The organism is Cupriavidus necator (assembly GCF_040578825.1).
GTDB classification, from domain to species: Bacteria; Pseudomonadota; Gammaproteobacteria; order Burkholderiales; family Burkholderiaceae; genus Cupriavidus; species Cupriavidus necator_E.
Genome location: NZ_JBEFLI010000014.1, coordinates 1 through 20,677, shown reverse-complemented (window position 1 = coordinate 20,677; position 20,677 = coordinate 1). Strand labels below are relative to the sequence as shown.

The window sequence follows — 20,677 nt, the reverse complement described above, 5'->3', positions numbered from 1 at the left end:
CCTCACTTCTTCTCGGCGGCACGCGCCGCGTTGACGGCGGTGGCATCGCGCAGGATGTCCTGCAGGTAGAGGTTGCCTTCGGTCACCACGGTCTCGCCATCCTTCACGCCTTCCAGCAGTTCGGTGGTGCCGGGCAGCGTGACGCCCACGCGCACCTGCCGGCGCTCGAAGCTGTTGGCGGCGGTGCGCACGAACACATAGTTGCGGTTGTCGGCCAGGAACACGGCCTTGGACGGCACCGCGATGCCCTGGAACGACGCCGCCGGCAGTTTTGCGGTGACGAACATCTCGGCCTTCAGGCGGCGGTCGGGATTGGGCACCGCCAGGCGCACCTTGATGCTGCGCGCGGTGGGATCGACATAGTCGGCGATCTTGACCACGGTGCCGGCAAACATTTCGCCGGGATAAGCGGTGGTGCTCAGCTGCACGCTGACGCCGGGCTTGAACAGGCTCAGGTCGGCCTCGCTGGCATCGACCTGGGCCCACAGCGTGGTGGGATCGGTCACCAGGAACAGCGGCGCGTTTGGCTGCTGGTCAGGGCGCAGTTCCATGCCGGGATTGATATTGCGCTCCACCACCAGGCCGTCGATCGGGCTGCGCAGCGCGAAGCGCTGGTTGACGCCGTCGCTGCCGCCTGCAGCCGCGCCGTACTGGCGCAGCGCCGCCTGCGTGCGCTGCAGGTCGGCAGCGGCGCGGGCGGCGTCGGCCTGGGCCTGCTCCAGTTCCTTCTGCGCGATGATGCCGGCGCCGTACAGCTCGCGCTGCCGTGCCAGCGCCTTGGCGGCCACCGCGCTGTCGGCGGCGGCCTTGCGCGCATCGGCCTGGGCCACGCCGAAGTCGGGCGAGGTCAGGTTCGCCAGCGGCTGGCCGGCCTTTACTGTGCTGCCGGGCTGCACCAGGATCTCGGTCACGCGCCCCGCAAATGGCGTCGAGACACGCACGGTCTTGTCCTCGTTCCACACCAGCCGGCCGGGCAGGCTCAGCATGCGTTCGCCACCGGTCCTGGCCGCTTCGCCGGCGATGCCGGGCAGCGTCTTCACGCTGGCGGGGAACTGGATGGTGTTGCCGCTGACCCTGGGATCGTCATCGGCCTTGGGCGCTTCAGGCTTGCCGCATGCGGCCAGCGCCAGCGCGCACAGGGACATGGCACAAAGGGTGGATCGGCGTGCGGACAAGGCGGCGAAGAACGGCTTGCAGGACATGCGGCGGAACATGCTTGACAGGAGGGACATGAAGAAAGCGCTGGAACTGCGGGTTCAGGGACGTGCCTGCGACACCGGGGCGGCGGCGGTGGTGGAGGTCTGCAGCGCGGCGCGGTAGGCCGACAGCGCCCTGGCGTACTCGCCCTGCGCATTGACGGCGTCGAGCCGGGTCTGGCGCAGCGCGCGGCGCGCATCGAGCAGGTCGAGCACGCCGGTGGCGCCCTTGCTGTAGGCAAACTCGGCGCTGGCGGCCACGCTCTCGGCGGCGGGCAGCACGTCGTCGCGCATCTGCCGCAGCGACTGGCGCGCGGCCTCGAGCTGGCTGCGCAGCCGGTCGATCTCGTTGCCGGCCTCGAGCAGCACGCGGTTGCGGTCGTCGAGCGCGGCGTAGTAGTCGACCTCGGCGCGGCGGGCCTCGCCACCGTTACTGTGGCGCACCGGCAGCGGGATCGACAGGAACACGCCGTAGCTGTTGCCGCTGCCGTTGGGGTTGGTGGCGGAGACGGGATAGTGCTCGGCCTGCGCGCCCACGGTCACGTCGGGGACGCGGCCGGCGCGGGCGAGGTCGCGTGCGGCGGCGGCCGCAGCCAGGCGGGCCTCGGCGGCGGTGACGTCGGGACGATGCTGCAACGTATCGGGATCGGGGGGCGGCGCTGGCGTGTCGAGCGGCGGCCAGTCGGGAACCAGGCGATTGTCGGCGAGCGTGCCCGGCACGCCCATTGCCTGCGCAAGCTGCGCCTTGTCGCGGTAGTGGTCGGTCATGGCCTGGCGCATGTCATTCTGCGCGCGCAGCGCGTCGAGCTGCAGCTTGGTCACATCGGCGCGCGCCACGTCGCCTGCCTTGAGCCGCGTCTCGCTGGCCTGGCGGGTGCGGTCGTACAGCGCCAGCGTCTCCTTAAGCACGGCCACGCGCTCCTGGCTGACCACGGCATCGTAGAACGCCTGCTCGGCCGCCGCGGTCTGCTGCGCCACCACGGCCTGCACCAGCTCGCCGGCAGCGGCGCTGGCCTTGCGCGCGGCATCCACGCGCAGGCCGCCCTTGTTGGCGGTCTCGATCAGCTGGTCCACGCGCACGGTGGAGTCCACCGTCTTGCTGCGCAGGTTGCCCGAGCCCACGCCCGCATGCGGGTTGATATTGGCCACGCCCAGGCTCAGCACAGGGTTGGGCCGCTGCGACGCGATCTGCACGTCGGCCTGGCTCGCCTCCACGCCGCGGCGCGCGGCGATGATGTCGCGGTTGCAGCGCAGCGCGTCCAGGCGCACCTGCGCCAGCGTCAGCGTGGCGCCGGCAGGCGGCGGCACGCAGGGCGAGGCGACATCGGCGGAGTCAGCGGCCGCGGGAAGCGAAGCGGCGGTACGGTCGGCGGCAAGGCCCGCCGCGGGTTGGGCCAGGACCCCCGACACAAGCAGGGCCCCCACGGCGGCACGGGCAAAGACAAAAGGCACGGTCAGTCAGGCTCGGTTCGACTACGGTCTGCGGTAAACGACCGTGTCCGCCAAACGGTGCACCTGACCAGTAAAAAATCCTCCAGTCCTGCCACCCGCCACTGCGGTCGCGCGCGGCGTGGCTGTCTTGGTGCGCCCTCGCCCGCTGTCCTGATGCGTCAGACGCTACCCGGACACGATCTCCCGCACGCATTCAAACCGAAGCGCATTACAAACGGCTTTCATATGGCTGACAAAAGCTTTCAAAGGCGGAAAACCCGATAAAACAGCGAAAAACCGGAAAACGACTACATGAAGTCAGGCGATCTCTCACCGTACGTTCAGGAATGTCCTACGCCTGCGCAGCCCTGCGCCTTTCAGGCCTTGCTGCGGTCGTCCAGCCCCAGGCTGCGCCCGATGATCTCCTTCATGATTTCGCTGCTGCCGGCATAGATGCGCGAGATGCGCGCGTCGGTGTACATGCGGCAGATGCGGTACTCCTCCATATAACCGGCACCGCCGTGCAACTGCACGCCCTCGTCCACCACGCGCCCTTGCAGCTCGGAGGTCAGCAGCTTGGCCGAGGCCGCCGTCTCCACCGTCAGCGTGCCCGCGTTGTGTTGCAGCACGCACTGGTCGACGAAGGTCTGCAACGCGTCAAGCTGCGCGCGCAACTCGGCCAGCTTGAAGCGCGAGTTCTGGAATGTGCCGATCGCGCGGCCGAAGGCTTTGCGCTCCTTGACGTAGTCCAGCGTGATATCGAACGCCACCTGCGCCGACGCGATATAGCCGCAGGCGCCGATCAGCCGCTCCTCGGCCAGATGACGCGTCAGGTAGCGGAAGCCCTGCCCCGGCTCGCCCAGGACGTTGGCCTTGGGCACCTTGACGTTATCGAAGAACAGCTCCGAAGTGTCCTGCGAATGCAGGCCCATCTTGCGCAGCTTGCGCCCACGCTCGAAGCCCGGCATGCCGCGCTCGACGATAAAGAGGCCCAGCCCGTGGCTGCGCTCGGGATCGGTACGCGCGACCACCACCACGTAATCGGCAAGCTGGCCGTTGGAGATATAGGTCTTGGCGCCGTTCAGCAGCCAGTGGTCGCCCTTGTCGTCGGCCCGCGTGCGGATGCCGGCCAGGTCCGAGCCGGTCTGCGGCTCGGTCATGGCGATGGCAAAGATCGCCTCGCCACGCGCGGCCGGCGGCAGCAAACGCAAGCGCTGCTCCTCGTTGCCGATGCGCCCGACATACGGCGCCACCAGCCGCGAGTGCAGCGTGCCGAAAAAGCCCGAGTCGCCATGGCGCGCATTCTCTTCGATCAGGATCTGCTCGTAGCGGAAGTCCTCGACGCCGGCGCCGCCGTATTGCTCGTCGGCCCACATCAGCAGGTAGCCCTGCTCGCCCGCCTTGCGGAACACCTCGCGGTCCACGCAGCCCTGCTCGCGCCAGCGCTCGCCGTGCGGCCCGACCTCGCGCTGGTAGAAGCGGCGCGCGGATGCGCGGAAGGCGTCGTGTTCGGCGTCGAAGATCAGGCGTTGCATGGCGGGGTCTCCTTGTGCTGTTGTGATCGGATCGATGCAGTGTCTGCCGCCCCGCGCCCATCAGATTCGTCGGAAACGATGATTTTTCTACAACACCCGGAATGGGCGGGGTGCGCTGCGCCGGGGGGGTGGATAGCGGCGGATGGCCTCGCTATCCGCCCTGAGCCCTGGGGACGATCAGGAACAGGCCGAGCGGGTCAGCGTGCCGGTCCCTGCCGAACCACCCGCACCGCCGCCGGCATGATCGCAGGCACCGGTGCCTCAGCCGGGCTCCGCGCCTCACGCGGCAGCCGCAGCGGCGCAATGCCTTCCGGCTCAAGCATCGCCACGCCATTGTCATAGCCGGTGGCGACCGCCTCCAGGTATCCGGGAGCAAACTTCTGTTCAGGTGCCACGGCTTGCACGGCAGGCGCAGCGGCCGGCGGCGCCTCGCCCTGGGCGCAGGCGACGCTGTTCACACATAAGCCCAGCACGCGCAGCAGCACCAGGGCGCGGCGCGTGCGGTTGAGGATGGCGGGGCGCGGCGCGGCCTGCCGGGTCTGGCATGGGGATTGGGTCGACATCGGGGTTCTCCGGGAAGCCATGGCTGGCTGGTGGAACAACGCGCTGCGGCGCCGCGCTCGGTGTCCATTTCGCAATGACCATGCCACGGCCACAGCGGGGGCTGCGGCCTGGATTGCGGCACTTTCCGGAGGTTGGGTGGTGGGATCGGGCCGACGCGAGTAACGGGTATGTCGGGCGCGGCCCAACACCCCGCCCTGCGTGGCCCTGTGCGTCAGCGCAGACAGCCGGGCAAGCTCAGGGCTTCACCGCGGATGCCAGCACCGCAGGCATCGGCACTTCGAAGCCGCTGCCATGCATATAGGCCGCCACCGTGCCGCGCAGCACGGCGCGGATCTCGTCGCGGGCCTTGGGCGTCTGCGCGCGCAGCGTGGCCGCGGCGCGCACGGTGCCTTGCGCCAGCGCATCGAACAGCTGGTCGGGCGCGGAGAAGCGCCACACCTGGTGCACTTGCCGGCAGGTGGGCGCGATGAAGCCGGCCTTCTGCAGCGCGCTGCGGCACTCTCCCGGATCGCTGAACAGGAAGAAGTTCGGGCCGGCCGGGATATCGACCTCCATCGAGCCATAGGCGCGGATCGCGGCATAGACGGCGCCAAAGCCGACCGCGCGCTCGGGCGCGTCCCAGACCGTGAAGGCGATGCGCCCGCCGGGGCGCAGCACGCGGAAGGCCTCGTTCAGCGCGGCGTCGGGATCGGACAGGTGGCACATGCCGAAGCCGTTGACCACCACGTCGAAGCTGGCGTCGTCGAACGGCAGCGCCTGCGCGTCGGCCTGCTCGTAGCGGACATCGGGGTAGAGCTTGCGGGCCAGCTCTACCTGCGCCAGCGAGAAGTCGATGCCGATCGCCTCGGCGCCACGCCGCACCGCCGCCGCGGCGATATGGCCGGAGCCGCTGGCCACGTCCAGCACGCGCTGGCCACTGGCGGTGCGGGCCTCGTCGAGCAGGGCCTCCACCGACTGTTTGGTCACGTGCGACAGGTGTTCCTGGTACTGGCTGACGACTTCCGGGTCTTCCCAGCCAGCCAGCTCAAAGGCACGAAACGAATCTGTGGTGTGATCCATGACCCCCTCCTCGGCATCGGTGTCCGGGCTGCCGGTGTGCCCGGCGACGCGGCCCGGGCACGGCAAAAGCCGCGCCGCGCGCGCCCGTCACGCGAAGTATAGACATCACGGCGAGCCCGCAGGCCCGCCGTGCTATGGCCACCGCCGAGGAGGGTCGCCAGGATGCCCTGCGCCGCCGTTTCGCGGCGTTATTTCGCCCCGCTTACCCGCCATACGGTATTGCCGACGTCATCGGCCACCAGCAGCCCGCCGCGCTTGTCGATGGCCACGCCCACCGGGCGCCCGCGGGCCTTGCCGTTCTCGTCGAGAAAGCCGGTGAGCACGTCGAACGGCGCGCCTTCGGGCCGCCCCTTGCTGAACGGGACGAAGATGACCTTGTAGCCGGCCAGCGGCCGTCGGTTCCACGAGCCGTGCAGGCCAACGAACATGCCTTCCTGGAAGCGCGCCGGCAGGCTGTTGCCGGTGGCGGCGGCGAGCCCCAGCGCCGCGGTATGCGCGCCCACCGCATAGTCCGGCACGATGGCCCTGGCCACCAGTTCCGGCGCCGGCGGCTTGACGCGATCGTCCACATGCTGGCCGTAGTAGCTGTAGGGCCAGCCGTAGAAGCCGCCGTCGCGCACCGAGGTGATGTAGTCGGGCACCAGGTCGCTGCCGATCTCGTCGCGCTCGTTGACGGCGGTCCACAGCATGCCGGTGGCCGGCTCCCACGCCATGCCGTTGGGGTTGCGCAGCCCGCTGGCATAGATGCGGTGCCCGCCGGTCCTGCGATCGACTTCCCAGATCGCCGCGCGCCCGACTTCCTTGTCCATGCCGTTTTCGGCGACGTTGCTGTTGGACCCCACCGTCACGTAGAGCTTGCTGCCGTCGCGGCTGGCGATGAGGTTCTTGGTCCAGTGGTGGTTGAGCGGGCCGCCTGGCAGGTCCACCACCTTCTGCGGCGCCGCGGTAATCTGGGTCTGGCCGGGCTGGTACGGGAAGCGCAGCACGGCGTCGGTGGCGGCGACGTAGAAATCGTTGCCCACCAGCGCCATGCCGAACGGCGAGCTGACGTCCTTCAGGAAGACCGAACGCTGGTCGGCCACGCCATCGCCGTTAATGTCGCGCAAGAGCGTGATGCGGTTGGCGCTGGGCGTGCCGGCGCCGGCGCGCTTCATCACCTTCTTCATGATCCATCCGCGGATGCCCTTGTCGTCGTCCGGCTTGGGCGGGGCGTTGCTTTCCGCCACCAGCACGTCGCCGTTGGGCAGCACGTAGACCCAGCGCGGATGGTCGAGCTTGTCGGCAAAGGCCGTCACCGACATGCCGTCGGCGGGCACCGGGCGCTGGCCCTCGGCCCAGCCGATGGCGGGTGCGATCTTGACGGTGGGGATGGAGGTCTTGTGCGGCGGCGGAAGCTGCGGCGTGGGGCCGAAGCCGGCTTCGGACGGCAGCTTGGCGGACTCGCCGCAGGCTGCCAGCGCGGCGGCTGCGACCACCGGCATGGCAAGGCGTAGCGCGCGCGGGAGAGATCGGCAGGGCGTGGAGGGGATGGGCATGGTCCGGGCTCCTCAGGCATGGCAGGGCCGCGCCGGCCGCTGCTGGCCCGGCGCGCCTGCCCTTGGACTATAGGATGCGTGCCCGCCGGGCCTCTGTAGGGCAGCGACGACGCCGTCGTGTAGGACAAACCCGCACAGCGGCGCCGCGAACGCCGCTCCGATGCCCTCGCTGCCCCGCCGCTGCTCGGATCTCAGCCGCGGTGCGGCGTATCGAGCCCCTTGATCACCGCCGGTCGCTTGACGAAAGCTTCCAGCACGCGCGTGACGTGCGGGAAGTCCTGGATGCCGACCAGCTCGCCCGCCTCATAGAAGCCCAGCAGGTTGCGCACCCACGGGAAGGTGGCGATATCGGCGATGGTGTACTCGTCGCCCATGATCCAGGCGCGGCCGTCCAGGCGCTGGTTCAGCACGTTCAGCAGGCGCCGGCTTTCGGCCACGTAGCGGTCGCGCGGGCGCTTGTCTTCGTAGTCCTTGCCGCCGAACTTGTTGAAGAAGCCGAGCTGCCCGAACATCGGCCCGATGCCGCCCATCTGGAACATCACCCACTGGATGGTCTCGTAGCGGCGCGCCGGGTCGGCCGGGATCAGCTTGCCAGACTTGTCGGCCAGATACAGCAGGATCGCGCCCGATTCGAACAGCGGCAGCGGCTTGCCGCCCGGCCCGTTGGGATCGAGGATGGCCGGGATCTTGTTGTTGGGGTTGAGCGACAGGAATTCCGGCGACATCTGGTCGTTGGCGTCGAAGCGCACCAGGTGCGGCTCGTACGGCAGCCCCGTCTCTTCCAGCATGATCGACACCTTGACGCCGTTGGGCGTCGGCAACGAGTAGAGCTGGATCCGGTCGGGATGCTGCGCCGGCCATTTGCGGGTAATCGGAAAGGCGGAAAGATCTGACACGTGGCCTCCAGTTGCGTCCATGGCGCGATGGCCGCCGCGGGGCGCGGCACACCGGCTTGCGGAAAAACCGGATGATAGCCCGGGGGCGGGAACCGTGCAGTGATCTTGCAAGCGCGCGAAATGCCGGGTGTTTCGCCGGCGTGTGGGTATGCCAGGGCCTGCCCGCTCCCCCGGCCCCTCTCCCGCAGGCGGGAGAGGGGAGCAAACCGGCCGCGTGCGAAGTCTGTTGGCAAGGCGAGCAGTGCGACAGTCCACACGCCACGCCAATGAAAAAGGCCCCGCCTCTCAAACAGAGACGGGGCCTTTTCCCGGAAACCACCAACGTTTTTCTAACCGCTTGTGTACTCCCTCTCCCGCTTGCGGGAGAGGGGCGCAAACCAGCAGCGTGACGAGGTCTGTCAGCGTGCCACCGGCAGCAGCACTGCCAACAGCGCCACAACCCTTAAACCGTCACGCCGTCAGCCACTTCCTTGAAGTCCTCGATCTGGTCGAAGTTCATGTACTTGTAGATCTTGTCGCCATTGGCGTTGAGCACGCCCATGTCGGCCATGTACTCTTCCCTGGTCGGGATGCGGCCCAGGCGCGAGCAGATCGCCGCCAGTTCGGCGGAACCCAGGTACACGTTGGTGTTCTTGCCCAGGCGGTTCGGGAAGTTACGGGTGCTGGTCGACATCACCGTGGCGCCTTCGCGCACCTGTGCCTGGTTGCCCATGCACAGCGAGCAGCCCGGCATTTCGGTGCGGGCACCGGCGGTGCCGAACACGCCGTAGTGGCCTTCCTCGGTCAGTTGCTTCTGGTCCATCTTGGTCGGCGGCGCCACCCACAGCTTGACCGGGATATCGCGCTTGCCTTCCAGCAGCTTGGAAGCCGCGCGGAAGTGGCCGATGTTGGTCATGCACGAACCGATAAACACTTCGTCGATCTTGGCGCCGGCCACCTCGGACAGCGTCTTCACGTCGTCCGGGTCGTTCGGACAGGCCACGATCGGCTCGTGCACGTCGGCCAGGTCGATCTCGATCACGGCGGCGTACTCGGCGTCGGCGTCCGGCTCCAGCAGCTTCGGATCGGCCAGCCATGCTTCCATGGCCTTGATGCGGCGCTGCAGGCTGCGCGGGTCCTGGTAGCCCTGGGCGATCATCCACTTCAGCAGCGTGATGTTGCTGTTGATGTATTCGATGATCGGGTCCTTGTTCAGGCGCACCGTGCAACCGGCAGCCGAACGTTCTGCCGAAGCGTCCGACAGTTCAAACGCTTGCTCGACCTTCAGGTCGGGCAGGCCTTCGATTTCCAGGATGCGGCCCGAGAAGATGTTCTTCTTGCCTTGCTTGGCCACGGTCAGCAGGCCTTGCTTGATCGCGTACAGCGGGATCGCGTTGACCAGGTCGCGCAGGGTCACGCCCGGCTGCATCTGGCCCTTGAAGCGGACCAGCACCGATTCCGGCATGTCCAGGGGCATCACGCCGGTAGCGGCGGCAAAGGCCACCAGGCCCGAACCTGCGGGGAAGCTGATGCCGATCGGGAAGCGGGTGTGCGAGTCGCCGCCGGTGCCGACGGTGTCGGGCAGCAGCATGCGGTTCAGCCACGAGTGGATCACGCCGTCGCCCGGGCGCAGCGAGATGCCGCCGCGGGTGCTGATGAACTCGGGCAGCGTGTGGTGGGTCTTGACGTCGACCGGCTTCGGATAGGCGGCGGTGTGGCAGAACGACTGCATCACCAGGTCAGCCGAGAAGCCGAGGCAAGCCAGGTCCTTCAGCTCGTCGCGGGTCATCGGGCCGGTGGTGTCCTGCGAGCCCACCGAGGTCATCTTCGGTTCGCAGTAGGTGCCCGGGCGGATGCCCTTGCCTTCTTCGAGGCCGCAGGCGCGGCCGACCATCTTCTGCGCCAGCGTGAAGCCCTTGCCGGTATCGGCCGGGTTCTGCGGCAGGCGGAACAGCGTCGACGGGGCCAGGCCCAGCGCTTCGCGCGCCTTGGCGGTCAGGCCGCGGCCGACGATCAGCGGAATGCGGCCGCCGGCGCGCACTTCGTCAAACAGCACGTCGGACTTGACCTTGAACTCGGCGATCACGGCGCCGTCCTTCAGGGCCTTGCCTTCGTACGGGCGCAGCTCGACCACATCGCCCATTTCCATCTTGGACACGTCCAGCTCGATCGGCAGCGCGCCGGCGTCTTCCATGGTGTTGTAGAAGATCGGGGCGATCTTGCTGCCCAGGCACACGCCGCCGAAGCGCTTGTTCGGCACGAACGGGATGTCTTCGCCGGTGAACCACAGCACCGAGTTGGTGGCGGACTTGCGGCTCGAGCCGGTACCGACCACGTCGCCCACGTAGGCGACCAGGTGGCCCTTTTCCTTCAGCGATTCGATGAACTTGACCGGGCCGCGCTTGCCGTCTTCTTCCGGCTGGAACGCCGCGCCTTCGCGCTTGTTCTTCAGCATCGCCAGCGCGTGCATCGGGATGTCCGGGCGGGTGGTGGCGTCCGGAGCGGGCGACAGGTCGTCGGTGTTGGTTTCGCCCGGCACCTTGAACACGGTGATGGTCAGGCTTTGCGGCACTTCCGGACGGCTGGTGAACCACTCGGCGTCGGCCCAGCTCTGCAGCACGGCCTTGGCATTGGCGTTGCCCTTGTCGGCCTTTTCCTTCACGTCGTGGAAGGCGTCGAACATCAGCAGGGTTTTCTTCAGCGCGTCGGCGGCAACGGTGCCGACTTCGGCGTCATCCAGCAGCTCGATCAGCGGCGAGATGTTGTAGCCGCCCAGCATGGTGCCCAGCAGCTCGGTGGCCTTGGCGCGCGGGATCAGCGCGCATGGTTCCTTGCCCAGCGCCACGGCGGCCAGGTACGAGGCCTTGACCTTGGCGGCGTCATCCACGCCGGCCGGCACGCGGTAGGTAATCAGTTCAACCAGGTTCTGCTCTTCACCTGCGGGCGGGTTCTTCAGCAGTTCGATCAGCTCGGCCGTCTGCTTGGCGGTCAGGGGCAGAGGGGGGATGCCAAGCGCGGCGCGCTCGGCCACATGTGCGCGATAGTTTTCAAGCATGGGAACCTGCTGAGTAATTAGGTTTAGAAAATCTCGTTACGTCGCGATTGTAGTCCGAAGCCGACCTGAGGTCAAATGTCTTATATCTTATATAAGAGTGAAAAAATAAAAAATCAGGCGAATCAAAAGGTTGCGCAGCGAAGAGTCTGCAGGCTCGCATGAGTCACTACCCGACTAGCGTAGTAGGGTATGCAGCGCACCAGCCTGCCCCGTGCGCATCGCGCCCTCCTCAAGCCGAACGGCAATCGCCCGCCAACGCGCGCGGGCACTCAAGTTCAGCCGGCCCCAAGCGTTAACCACCCTGCAGGCGCGCACCACGAAGCGCCCGCTGGCGTAGCCATGCCTGCTCCCTTTCCGCTCAAACGGCCAAGCTGAAAGGGTTTCCCCCTTTTTTTCGGCCCTTTGCTGGCCTGCGATTCCGGAAGAATGGCAGGCATTCCGATACAGGCTTCTCATGGCGAACACGGCTTCTCCCCCCCGGACCGGCAGCAACTCAGGCAAGCGCGGTCGGCTGCTGCTGATCGGCGGCGGCGTGCTGGTCGTGGCACTGGGTGCCGGAGGCTTCGTGCTGGGCAGCGTGCTGAGCAACCGCCAGCCGGCGGCCGCCGCCGCGCCTGCCGCACCGGTCATTCCGCCGCCCATCTTCGTGCCGCTCGACGCGTTCACCGTCAACCTCAAGAGCGAGGACGGCGACCGCTTCCTGCACACCGGCCTGTCGCTGAAGGTGGCCGATGCCGAAACCCAGGCCCGCCTGGCCCAGTACCTGCCGGAGGCCCGCAGCCGCATCCTGCTGCTGCTGTCCGCCAGGCAGCCGGCCGAGCTGGCCACCGTCGAAGGCAAGCGCAAGCTCGCCGACGATATCCGGGACACCATCAGCAAGCCGTTCGCCAACGGCCTGCCGGCCCAGCGCGTGCTGGATGTGTTGTTCACCTCTTTCGTGGTGCAGTAAGCGCAGGCCAGGGCAGCACCGGTTTTATCCATAACGCCGCACAAGGGGCAGGACACTAGATGGCCTACGACAAGTTCCTCTCGCAAGACGAGGTCGACGAGCTGCTCAAGGGCGTATCCGGCGAAGCCGATACGCCCAAGGCCAGCGAGCCTGCGCTCGAAGAAGGCGCGGTGCGGCCCTACAACCTGGCGACGCAGGAACGCATCATCCGCGGCCGCCTGCACACGCTGGAAATCATCAACGAGCGCTTTGCGCGCTCGATGCGCACCGCGCTGTTCAATTTCATCCGCCGCGGCGCGGACATCACCGTGGGCAGCATCAGGATCGAGAAGTTCGGCGACTTTGCGCGCAACCTGCCGATGCCGACCAACCTGAACCTGGTCCACCTGAAACCGCTGCGCGGCACGGCGCTGTTCGTCTACGACCCGAACCTGGTGTTCCTGGTAGTGGACAACCTGTTCGGCGGCGACGGCCGCTTCCACACCCGCGTGGAAGGCCGCGACTTCACCCAGACCGAGCAGCGCATCATCCAGCGCATGCTGGAGCTTACGCTGACCAGCTACGGCAATGCCTGGCGCACCGTGCATCCGATCGAGACCGAGTACATCCGCTCGGAGATGCACCCCAAGTTTGCCAACGTCGCCACCCACAACGAGGCCGTGGTGACCACCGCCTTCCATATCGAACTGGGCGCCGTGGGCGGGCAGCTTCATGTGTGCCTGCCGTACGCGATGATCGAGCCGCTCAAGGACCTGCTGATGAATCCGCTGCAGGACGAGAAGGAAGTCGACAAGGGCTGGGTCAACCAGCTTTCCACGCAGCTACGCGCTGCCGAAGTGGAGCTGGTGGCCGAGTTCGCCCACCTGCAGAGCACCGTGGCCGAAGTGCTGGCGATGCGCGCCGGCGATGTGCTGCCGATCGAACTGCCCGAGAAGGTCTTCGGCAAGGTGGACGGCGTGCCCGTGATGCAGTGCGGCTTCGGCACCATGAACGGCCAGTATGCGCTGCGGGTAGAACGAATGATCAATCACCAGGACAGCGATTCCCACCTGGACATTAAGGACACCGATTATGAGTGAGGGCATCCAGGACAAGCCGGTCGATCCGATGGACGACTGGGCCAGCGCGCTGGCGGAGCAGACCAGCGCCACATCCGCCGAGGTCCCCGCCGCCGCACCGGCCGCGGCGCCCGCGGCCACCCCGGCCGCCGCCACCGTCTTCCCGCCGCTGGCGAAGGAAGCCCCCAGCGGCTTCCACAACGATATCGAGATGATCCTCGATATCCCGGTGCAACTGACGGTCGAGCTGGGCCGCACCAAGGTGCCCATCAAGAACCTGCTGCAACTGGCGCAGGGCTCGGTGGTGGAACTGGACGGGCTGGCCGGCGAGCCGATGGACGTGCTGGTCAACGGCTACCTGATCGCGCAGGGCGAGGTGGTGGTGGTGAACGACAAGTTCGGCATCCGCCTGACGGACATCATCACGCCGTCCGAACGCATCCGCAAGCTGAACAAATGACGATGCTGAAGCGCCCCGCGCGCGGCGCCGCCCCGACGGTCCGTCAGCGCGCCGCATGCATGAGCCTGGCCGTGCTTGCGGCCATGCCTGCCGCTGCCCTGGCCGCTGCGGCCTCGGAAAGCACGCACGCGCCAGCGGTCAGCGGCGCGGGCAGCCTGGCGCAGGCCGGGCTCGGCCTTTTTGCCGTGATCGCGCTGATCCTCGGCATGGCGTGGCTGGCCCGGCGTGCCGGGCTGGTGCGCCAGGCCAGCGGTGGCGTGATGAAAGTCGTCGGCAGCACCATGCTCGGCGCGCGCCAGCGGCTGGTGCTGGTCGAAGTCGGCGACACCTGGCTGGTGCTGGGCGTGAGCCCCGGCGAAGTCCGTGCGCTGCACAGCATGCCGGCCGGCAGCGTCTCGGCCAACACCATGACCGCAGCGGGCGCCACCGTCGCGCCGCCATTGCCGGGCGGCGGCACCTTTGCCGAAAGGCTGCTGCGTTCGATGCAGAATCAATTCAAGCAATGACTCCCTCGCATGCCGCGCCGCGGTGCCAGGGATGGCCCGCGCGCATCGCCACGGCCGCGCGCACCTTCCCGATACTGTCCCTGCCGGCACTGATGCTCGCCATCGCCGTGCTGGCTTTGTCGCCGGTGCCCGCGTGGGCCCAGGCGATCCCGGGCGTCGTCAGCAAACCCGCGCCGGGCGGCGGCCAGATCTGGTCGTTGCCGATCCAGACACTGGTGCTGCTGACCTCGCTGTCGTTCCTGCCGGCGGCGATGCTGATGATGACCGGCTTCACCCGCATCATCATCGTGCTGGGCCTGCTGCGCAACGCGCTGGGCACCGCCACCTCGCCGCCCAACCAGGTGCTGGTGGGGCTGTCGCTGTTCCTGACCTTCTTCGTGATGTCGCCGGTGTTCGACCGCGTCTACAACGACGCCTACAAGCCGCTGTCGGAAAACAAGATCAGCCTGGAAGCCGCCGCGGCCAAGGCCGCCGAGCCGCTCAAGGCCTTCATGCTGCGCCAGACCCGCGAGAAAGACCTGGCGATGTTCGCGCAGATGGCCAAGGCGCCCGAAATGCAGGGCCCGGAAGAAGTGCCGCTCAGCATCCTGGTGCCGGCCTTCGTTACCAGCGAACTGAAGACCGCGTTCCAGATCGGCTTCACCATCTTTATCCCGTTCCTGATCATCGACCTGGTGGTGGCCAGCGTGCTGATGGCGATGGGGATGATGATGGTGCCGCCGGCCACCATCTCGCTGCCGTTCAAGCTGATGTTGTTCGTGCTGGTGGATGGCTGGCAACTGCTGCTGGGATCGCTGGCGCAGAGCTTCATGAACTGAGGCGGCCCGCCTCGCACCCGCCCCACATCCGCACACCCCCAGCCATGACCCCGGAAACCGTAATGACCATCGCCACCCAGGCGATGAAGATGACGCTGCTGCTGGCCGCCCCGCTGCTGCTGGTGGCGCTGGCCGCCGGCCTGGTGGTAAGCCTGTTCCAGGCCGCGACGCAGATCAACGAGATGACGCTGACCTTCATCCCCAAGCTGATCGCGCTGTTTGCCACCATGGTGCTGGCCGGCCCGTGGATGATCAACACCATGGTCGACTATATGCGCGAGGTGTTCCAGAGCATTCCCGCGCTGGCGCACTGACGCCGGCCGCGCGCATTACCGCTCCTGGTCGTTCCCTCCTCTCTCCGACAGCCTGCCGCCGTGATCGAAGTCACCTCAGCCCAGCTCTATGCTTGGCTCGCGGCATTCCTGTGGCCCTTTTTCCGCATCCTGGCGCTGATCGGCACCGCGCCGCTGTTCGGTGAATCCACCATTCCGCGCCGCGCCAAGATCGCGCTGTCGGCGATGATCGCGATGGTGGTCTCGCCCACCATCGCGCAGGTGCCGGTGGTGCCGGTGTACGCCTACGGCGGGCTGCTGATCATCCTCAACGAGGTCGGCATCGGCCTGGCCACCGGCTTCGTGATGCGGCTGGTCTTCGCCACCGTGCAGCAGGCCGGCGAAATCATCGGCCTGCAGATGGGCCTGTCCTTCGCCTCGTTCTTCGACCGCGCCGCCGGCGGCCAGACCATGGTGCTGTCGCGCTTTCTCAATATCATCGCGGTGCTGCTGTTCCTGGCGCTCGATGGCCACCTGCTGATGCTGGGCGCGCTGGTCGACAGCTTCAACAGCCTGCCCATCGGCGGCACGCCGCTGTCCGCCGGCGGCGCCATAGCCGTGGCCCGCGCCGGCGGCATAGTGTTCGCCTCCGGGCTGCTGCTGGCGCTGCCGATGATCGCCGCGCTGCTGACGCTGAACCTGGCGATGGGGATCCTCAACCGCGCCTCGCCGCAACTGTCGATCTTCGCGGTGGGCTTCCCGGTCACGCTGTCCGGCGGCCTGCTGGTGCTGATGCTGGTGATGCCGCAGATGGGCACCTATATGCAGCACATGATCGAGGCGGGGCTGGAGGCGATCGGCTCGGTGCTGGGGCAGTTCGGGCGCTAGCTCGCAGGAGAAATCAGCCCTTGACGCACACCACCTGCCGCAGCGTATGCACGACCTCCACCAGGTCTGACTGCGCCGCCATCACCGCATCGATGTCCTTGTACGCCATCGGGATTTCGTCGATCACGGCGGCGTCCTTGCGGCACTCGACGCCTTCGGTCGCGTGCTTCTGGTCTTCCACGGTGAAGCGGCGCTTGGCCTCGCTGCGGCTCATGGTGCGGCCGGCGCCGTGGCTGCAGGAGCAGAACGACTCCGGGTTGCCCTTGCCGCGCACGATATACGAGCGCGCGCCCATCGATCCCGGGATGATGCCCAGCTCGCCCTTGCGCGCACTGACCGCGCCCTTGCGCGTCACCAGCACGTCGCGGCCGAAGTGGTGTTCCTTCTGCACGTAGTTGTGATGGCAGTTGACCGCCTCCAGCTCGGCCTTGAACGGCTTGCGCAGCACCCGCTGCGCCGCCGCCAGCACCGCCTCCATCATCAGCTCGCGGTTGCGGCGCGCGAACGCCTGTGCCCACGACACCGCATAGACGTAGTCCTCGTAATGCTCGGAGCCCTCGGTCAGGTAGGCGAGGTCGCGGTCCGGCAGGTTGGCAAGATGCTGGCGCATGTCCTGCTGCGCCAGCGAGATAAAGGTGGTGCCGATGGCATTGCCGACGCCCCGCGAGCCGCTGTGCAGCATGAACCAGACGTTGTCGGCCTCATCCAGGCACACCTCGATAAAGTGGTTGCCGGTGCCAAGTGTGCCGAGGTGGCTGCGGTGGTTGGTGCGCGCCAGGTGCGGGTATTTGTCGGTGATGCGCCGAAAAGCCGGCGCCATCTCGGCCCAGGCCGCATCGACGTGCGTGGGCGGCGTGCCCCAGGCGCCCTGGTCGCGCCGCCCGCCTTGCGCGCTGCGGCCGTGGGGCACGGCGTGCTCGATCGCGCTGCGTAGCGGGCCCAGGTTGTCGGGCAGGTCGGAAGCGGTCAGCGAGGTCTTCACGGCCATCATGCCGCAACCGATATCCACGCCCACTGCCGCCGGAATCACCGCGCCCACGGTCGGAATCACCGAACCGATGGTGGAGCCCTTGCCCAGGTGTACATCCGGCATCACCGCCAGGTGCCGGAAGATAAACGGCATCTGCGCGGTGTTGACGAGCTGCGCGCGCGCAGCGTCCTCTACCGGGACGCCGCGGGTCCACAGCTTGACCGGCTTGCCGGCGCCGGTGTCGAGTATGTCGTAGTGCTGGTTGGCCGTCATGGTCGTCCCTGGCTGTGTGGTGGCGGATCGAACGTTAGACGGCCCCGGCCGCCGCAGGATTCCCCGCCGGCAACCTTAGCTCAGCAAGAAGCTGCCAAAGGCGCCCAGGTCGACATTGCCTCCCGACACGATGATGCCCACGCGCTTGCCTTTCACATCGAGCTTGCCCTGCAGCACCGCGGCGGCGGCCAGGCAGCCGGTGGGCTCGACCACGATCTTCATGCGCCCGGCAAAGAACTTCATGGTCTCGACCAGCTCGGCGTCCGATACGGTCACGATATCGGTCACCAGTTCGCGGATCACCGCAAAGGTGTGATTGCCAAGGTATGGCGTCTGCGCGCCGTCGGCAATGGTGCGCGGGGTATCGATGCGCACGATCTCGCCGCTGCGCAGGCTTTGCTGGCCGTCATTGCCAGCCTCCGGCTCCACGCCGTACACCGCGCAGCCGGGCGCCATCGCATTCGCCGCGACCGCGCAGCCCGACAGCAGCCCGCCGCCGCCCAGGCACACCACCAGCATGTCCAGCGGCCCCGTTTCCTCCAGCAGTTCCTTGGCCGCCGTGCCCTGCCCGGCCATCACATGCGGATGGTCGTACGGCGGGATCAGCGTCATGCCGCGCTCGGCGGCGATGCTGCGCCCCAGCGCCTCGCGGTCGTCCTTGTAGCGGTCGAACAGCACCACCTCGGCACCATAGCCGCGCGTGGCCTCGATCTTGATGGCGGGGGCATCCTGCGGCATCACGATCACCGCCTGCACCCCAAGCAAACGCGCCGACAGCGCGATCGCCTGCGCATGGTTGCCGGACGAGAACGCCAGCACGCCGCCCGCCTTCTGCTGCGGCGTGAACTGGGCGATGGCGTTGTAGGCGCCCCGGAACTTGAAGGCGCCGATGCGCTGGAAGTTCTCGCACTTGAAGAAGAGCTGCGCCCCGGTGGCGGCGTTGGCGGTCGACGAAGTCAGCACCGGGGTGCGGTGGGCGGCGTCGCGGATGCGGTTATGGGCGGCGGCTACGTCGTTGAAGGTGATCGGCAAAGTGGTCATGGCAGCATGGATGGCAGGTGACGCGGAGACGGGCCAGTTTACTCTTCCCGCGCCCGGCGTGCAGCCCCCTGCACCTGTTCCCAGTCCACCCCGAACCGAGCCAGATACTTCCGCAGCCGGTCGGCATCGTTGTATCAACCCCCTGGCGTTACGGGTGAGGTAGACCGGTTCCCCGCTGACGGCAGCCTGAAAAACGCCACCACCTCGCTCAGCTCGCGCCCCTGCTCTTCCAGCGCACGCGAGGCGATCGCCGCCTCGCTCACCAGCGACGCGTTCTGCTGCGTCACCTGGTCGATCTGCACGATGGCCTGGTTGACCTGCTCGATGCCGCGCGTCTGCTCGGTCGACGCGGTGGCGATCTCCTCGACGATGCCGGTCACGCGCGCCACCGCCTGCGTCACCTCCGCCATGGTCTGGCCGGCTTCGCTGGCCAGCGCCGCGCCGTCCTGCACCTGGCGCCCGGAAGCCTCGATCAGCTCCTTGATCTCCTTGGCTGCACTCGACGAACGCTGCGCCAGCCCCCGCACCTCGCTGGCTACCACCGCGAACCCGCGCCCCTGCTCGCCGGCGCGCGCCGCCTCCACCGCGGCGTTCAGCGCCAGGATATTGGTCTGGAAGGCAATGCCCTCGATGATGCCGGTGATATCCGCGATCTTGGACGAACTGGTACTGATGTCCTGCATCGTGCCGACCACGCGCTGCACCGTGGTGCTGCCGCGCTGCGCCACGTCGGCCGCGCTGCGCGCCAGCTCGCTGGCCTGGCGTGCGTTCTCGGTGTTCTGGCGCACAGTCTCGGTCAGCTCCTCCATGCTGGCCGCGGTTTGTTCCAGCGACGCGGCCTGCTCCTCGGTGCGGCTGCTCAGGTCGGCATTGCCGCGCGCGATGCCGCTGGTGCTGACGGCGATATTGCCGCTGCTGGCACGCACCTGCGTGACGGTGGCGGTCAGCCGCTCGTTCATGGTGCGCAGCGACGCCAGCAGGCGGCCGGTTTCGTCATGCCGGTCCACTTCGATGCTCGCCCCGAGGTCGCCGCCGGCCACGGTGTCGGCCACGTCGACGGCGCGCCGGATCGGCAGCGTGATCGCGCGCGTGATCAGGAACCCGCCGATCGCGGCAATCGCCGCCGATACCAGCGACACCAGGATCAGCAAGTTGCGCTGGCGCTCATAGTCGCTTTCCAGCTTGCGTTCCATCTCCTTTTGGCGCGCCTTGGTAAAGTCCGCATAGGCGTCGGTCGCCTTGATCAGCGCCGCCAGCAGCGGACGGCACTGCTTGTCAATACGGGACACGGCCTCCTCGACCTTGCGCTCCACGGCCAGGCCGACGATGCCCGTGGCCACCGGTCCGTACTCCGCCTCGACCTTCGCCACGTCCGCCACCAGCCTGCGAGCCTCCTCGCCGACACCGGGCTGCCGCACCATCTCATTGAGCCGCGCCAGCCGCGTCTGCACGTCATGGTGCGCACGCAGCGCCTCGGCCTTTTCTCGCTCCAGATCGCCCGGATCCGTCACCAGCACCAGGTTGCGCGCCGCGATCGCGCGGCGGTCCACGGCGCTGTGCACCTGCGCCGCCATCTCCGCACGGGCGTTGAGCCCGTTGAGATAGTCGTTGAAACCATCGGCCGCGTCGCTCAGCGCGTGCAGCGAGAACGCCGACACCACCAGCACCATGCCCGCCAGCGTCCCGAACCCGGCCAACAGCCGCGTGCGGATAGACAGCCCCCTGAAATCCATGATCCTTCCCCCTTTGCCGTCCCAACGGACGTGTGCGCAACAAGTTGTGTGAATTGCCAACTGCATGCCGAATCACGGCATGCAACACTGCGCGCCCGTTCCTGCTGGTCGGCTCGGCGTCCGCGCGCCGTCCGGGGTGCTTTGCCCCGGCGTCTTGCGCATATCCGTGCTCTATGTTGCGGTGGCTAACGGCGTGGGGGCGGTGAACTGTTCCCTACTAGAGTGGGGACATAGGTGGACAAAGCAGCCGGAACGCGGCTTTGCAAGTCGGCAGCAGGCGCGTCGCGCATGCGTCGAGTTCCGCATGTCCGCACCGGATAACGTCGATGCGCTGGTATCTGCGGCACACGGACGCTTGCCAGCGCGCTGGCGATCATACGCCTTTGCAGCAGACCACCCCGTAAAGGTCGATCAGCACCCTGAGACCAGCTAACACCCCGCCCCCACGAAGCCCACTTC

18 protein-coding genes are annotated in these 20,677 nt (G+C 67.6%); 7 read left to right on the top strand and 11 right to left on the bottom strand.

Annotation, left to right across the window (positions count from 1 at the left end):
* Positions 1–2: 2 nt before the first annotated feature.
* The 8 genes from AB1I47_RS09660 to acnB all read right to left on the bottom strand — a co-directional run bounded on the left by AB1I47_RS09660 (position 3) and on the right by acnB (position 11,250).
* Positions 3–1,232 (bottom strand): efflux RND transporter periplasmic adaptor subunit, encoded by a 1,230-nt coding sequence (locus AB1I47_RS09660; protein WP_407935813.1) that lies wholly within the window; start codon positions 1,230–1,232, stop codon positions 3–5.
* A 24-nt stretch (positions 1,233–1,256) separates the two neighbouring features.
* Positions 1,257–2,612 (bottom strand): TolC family protein, encoded by a 1,356-nt coding sequence (locus tag AB1I47_RS09655; RefSeq protein ID WP_407935814.1) that lies wholly within the window; start codon positions 2,610–2,612, stop codon positions 1,257–1,259.
* A 392-nt stretch (positions 2,613–3,004) separates the two neighbouring features.
* Positions 3,005–4,162, bottom strand: a complete 1,158-nt coding sequence (locus tag AB1I47_RS09650; protein WP_354683523.1) for an acyl-CoA dehydrogenase family protein — start codon at positions 4,160–4,162, stop codon at positions 3,005–3,007.
* Positions 4,163–4,359: 197 nt separating this feature from the next.
* Positions 4,360–4,725, bottom strand: coding sequence for a hypothetical protein (locus AB1I47_RS09645; RefSeq protein ID WP_354683522.1), 366 nt, complete (start codon positions 4,723–4,725; stop codon positions 4,360–4,362).
* 235 nt (positions 4,726–4,960) lie between these two features.
* Positions 4,961–5,785 carry a class I SAM-dependent methyltransferase gene (locus AB1I47_RS09640; protein WP_354683521.1) on the bottom strand — a complete coding sequence of 275 codons (825 nt, stop codon included), beginning with the start codon at positions 5,783–5,785 and terminating at the stop codon, positions 4,961–4,963.
* Between the two features lie 188 nt (positions 5,786–5,973).
* Positions 5,974–7,320, bottom strand: a complete 1,347-nt coding sequence (locus AB1I47_RS09635; RefSeq protein ID WP_354683520.1) for a PQQ-dependent sugar dehydrogenase — start codon at positions 7,318–7,320, stop codon at positions 5,974–5,976.
* 191 nt (positions 7,321–7,511) lie between these two features.
* Complete coding sequence (locus AB1I47_RS09630; RefSeq protein ID WP_354683519.1) at positions 7,512–8,216, bottom strand: glutathione S-transferase N-terminal domain-containing protein; 705 nt, start codon at positions 8,214–8,216, stop codon at positions 7,512–7,514.
* A 442-nt stretch (positions 8,217–8,658) separates the two neighbouring features.
* Positions 8,659–11,250 carry a bifunctional aconitate hydratase 2/2-methylisocitrate dehydratase gene (gene acnB / locus AB1I47_RS09625; protein WP_354683518.1) on the bottom strand — a complete coding sequence of 864 codons (2,592 nt, stop codon included), beginning with the start codon at positions 11,248–11,250 and terminating at the stop codon, positions 8,659–8,661.
* A 454-nt stretch (positions 11,251–11,704) separates the two neighbouring features.
* On the opposite strand from acnB, the gene fliL reads away from it, so the two are divergent.
* The 7 genes from fliL to fliR all read left to right on the top strand — a co-directional run bounded on the left by fliL (position 11,705) and on the right by fliR (position 16,201).
* Complete coding sequence (gene fliL / locus AB1I47_RS09620) at positions 11,705–12,199, top strand: flagellar basal body-associated protein FliL (protein ID WP_354683517.1); 495 nt, start codon at positions 11,705–11,707, stop codon at positions 12,197–12,199.
* 59 nt (positions 12,200–12,258) lie between these two features.
* Positions 12,259–13,278, top strand: a complete 1,020-nt coding sequence (gene fliM, locus AB1I47_RS09615; RefSeq protein ID WP_354683516.1) for a flagellar motor switch protein FliM — start codon at positions 12,259–12,261, stop codon at positions 13,276–13,278.
* Positions 13,271–13,717, top strand: a complete 447-nt coding sequence (gene fliN / locus AB1I47_RS09610) for a flagellar motor switch protein FliN (protein ID WP_354683515.1) — start codon at positions 13,271–13,273, stop codon at positions 13,715–13,717. The genes fliM and fliN overlap by 8 nt, the downstream gene beginning before the upstream one ends.
* Positions 13,718–13,719: 2 nt before the next feature.
* Complete coding sequence (gene fliO / locus AB1I47_RS09605; RefSeq protein WP_354683598.1) at positions 13,720–14,223, top strand: flagellar biosynthetic protein FliO; 504 nt, start codon at positions 13,720–13,722, stop codon at positions 14,221–14,223.
* Between the two features lie 92 nt (positions 14,224–14,315).
* The gene (gene fliP / locus AB1I47_RS09600) at positions 14,316–15,041 is read left to right on the top strand and encodes a flagellar type III secretion system pore protein FliP (protein ID WP_354683597.1); all 726 of its coding nucleotides are present in this window, start codon (positions 14,316–14,318) and stop codon (positions 15,039–15,041) included.
* Positions 15,042–15,085: 44 nt separating this feature from the next.
* Entirely contained in the window at positions 15,086–15,355 is a 270-nt protein-coding gene (fliQ, locus tag AB1I47_RS09595; protein WP_029047088.1) for a flagellar biosynthesis protein FliQ, read from the top strand.
* Positions 15,356–15,415: 60 nt separating this feature from the next.
* Complete coding sequence (gene fliR / locus AB1I47_RS09590; RefSeq protein WP_354683514.1) at positions 15,416–16,201, top strand: flagellar biosynthetic protein FliR; 786 nt, start codon at positions 15,416–15,418, stop codon at positions 16,199–16,201.
* Between the two features lie 13 nt (positions 16,202–16,214).
* Here fliR and AB1I47_RS09585 read toward each other — a convergent pair whose 3' ends face one another.
* The 3 genes from AB1I47_RS09585 to AB1I47_RS09575 form a co-directional block, all read right to left on the bottom strand.
* Complete coding sequence (locus AB1I47_RS09585; protein ID WP_354683513.1) at positions 16,215–17,444, bottom strand: RtcB family protein; 1,230 nt, start codon at positions 17,442–17,444, stop codon at positions 16,215–16,217.
* 75 nt (positions 17,445–17,519) lie between these two features.
* Positions 17,520–18,485: a threo-3-hydroxy-L-aspartate ammonia-lyase gene (locus tag AB1I47_RS09580; protein WP_354683512.1), complete on the bottom strand. Its 966-nt coding sequence runs from the start codon at positions 18,483–18,485 to the stop codon at positions 17,520–17,522.
* A gap of 134 nt (positions 18,486–18,619) precedes the next feature.
* Positions 18,620–20,218 (bottom strand): methyl-accepting chemotaxis protein, encoded by a 1,599-nt coding sequence (locus AB1I47_RS09575; RefSeq protein ID WP_354683511.1) that lies wholly within the window; start codon positions 20,216–20,218, stop codon positions 18,620–18,622.
* Positions 20,219–20,677 lie beyond the last annotated feature (459 nt).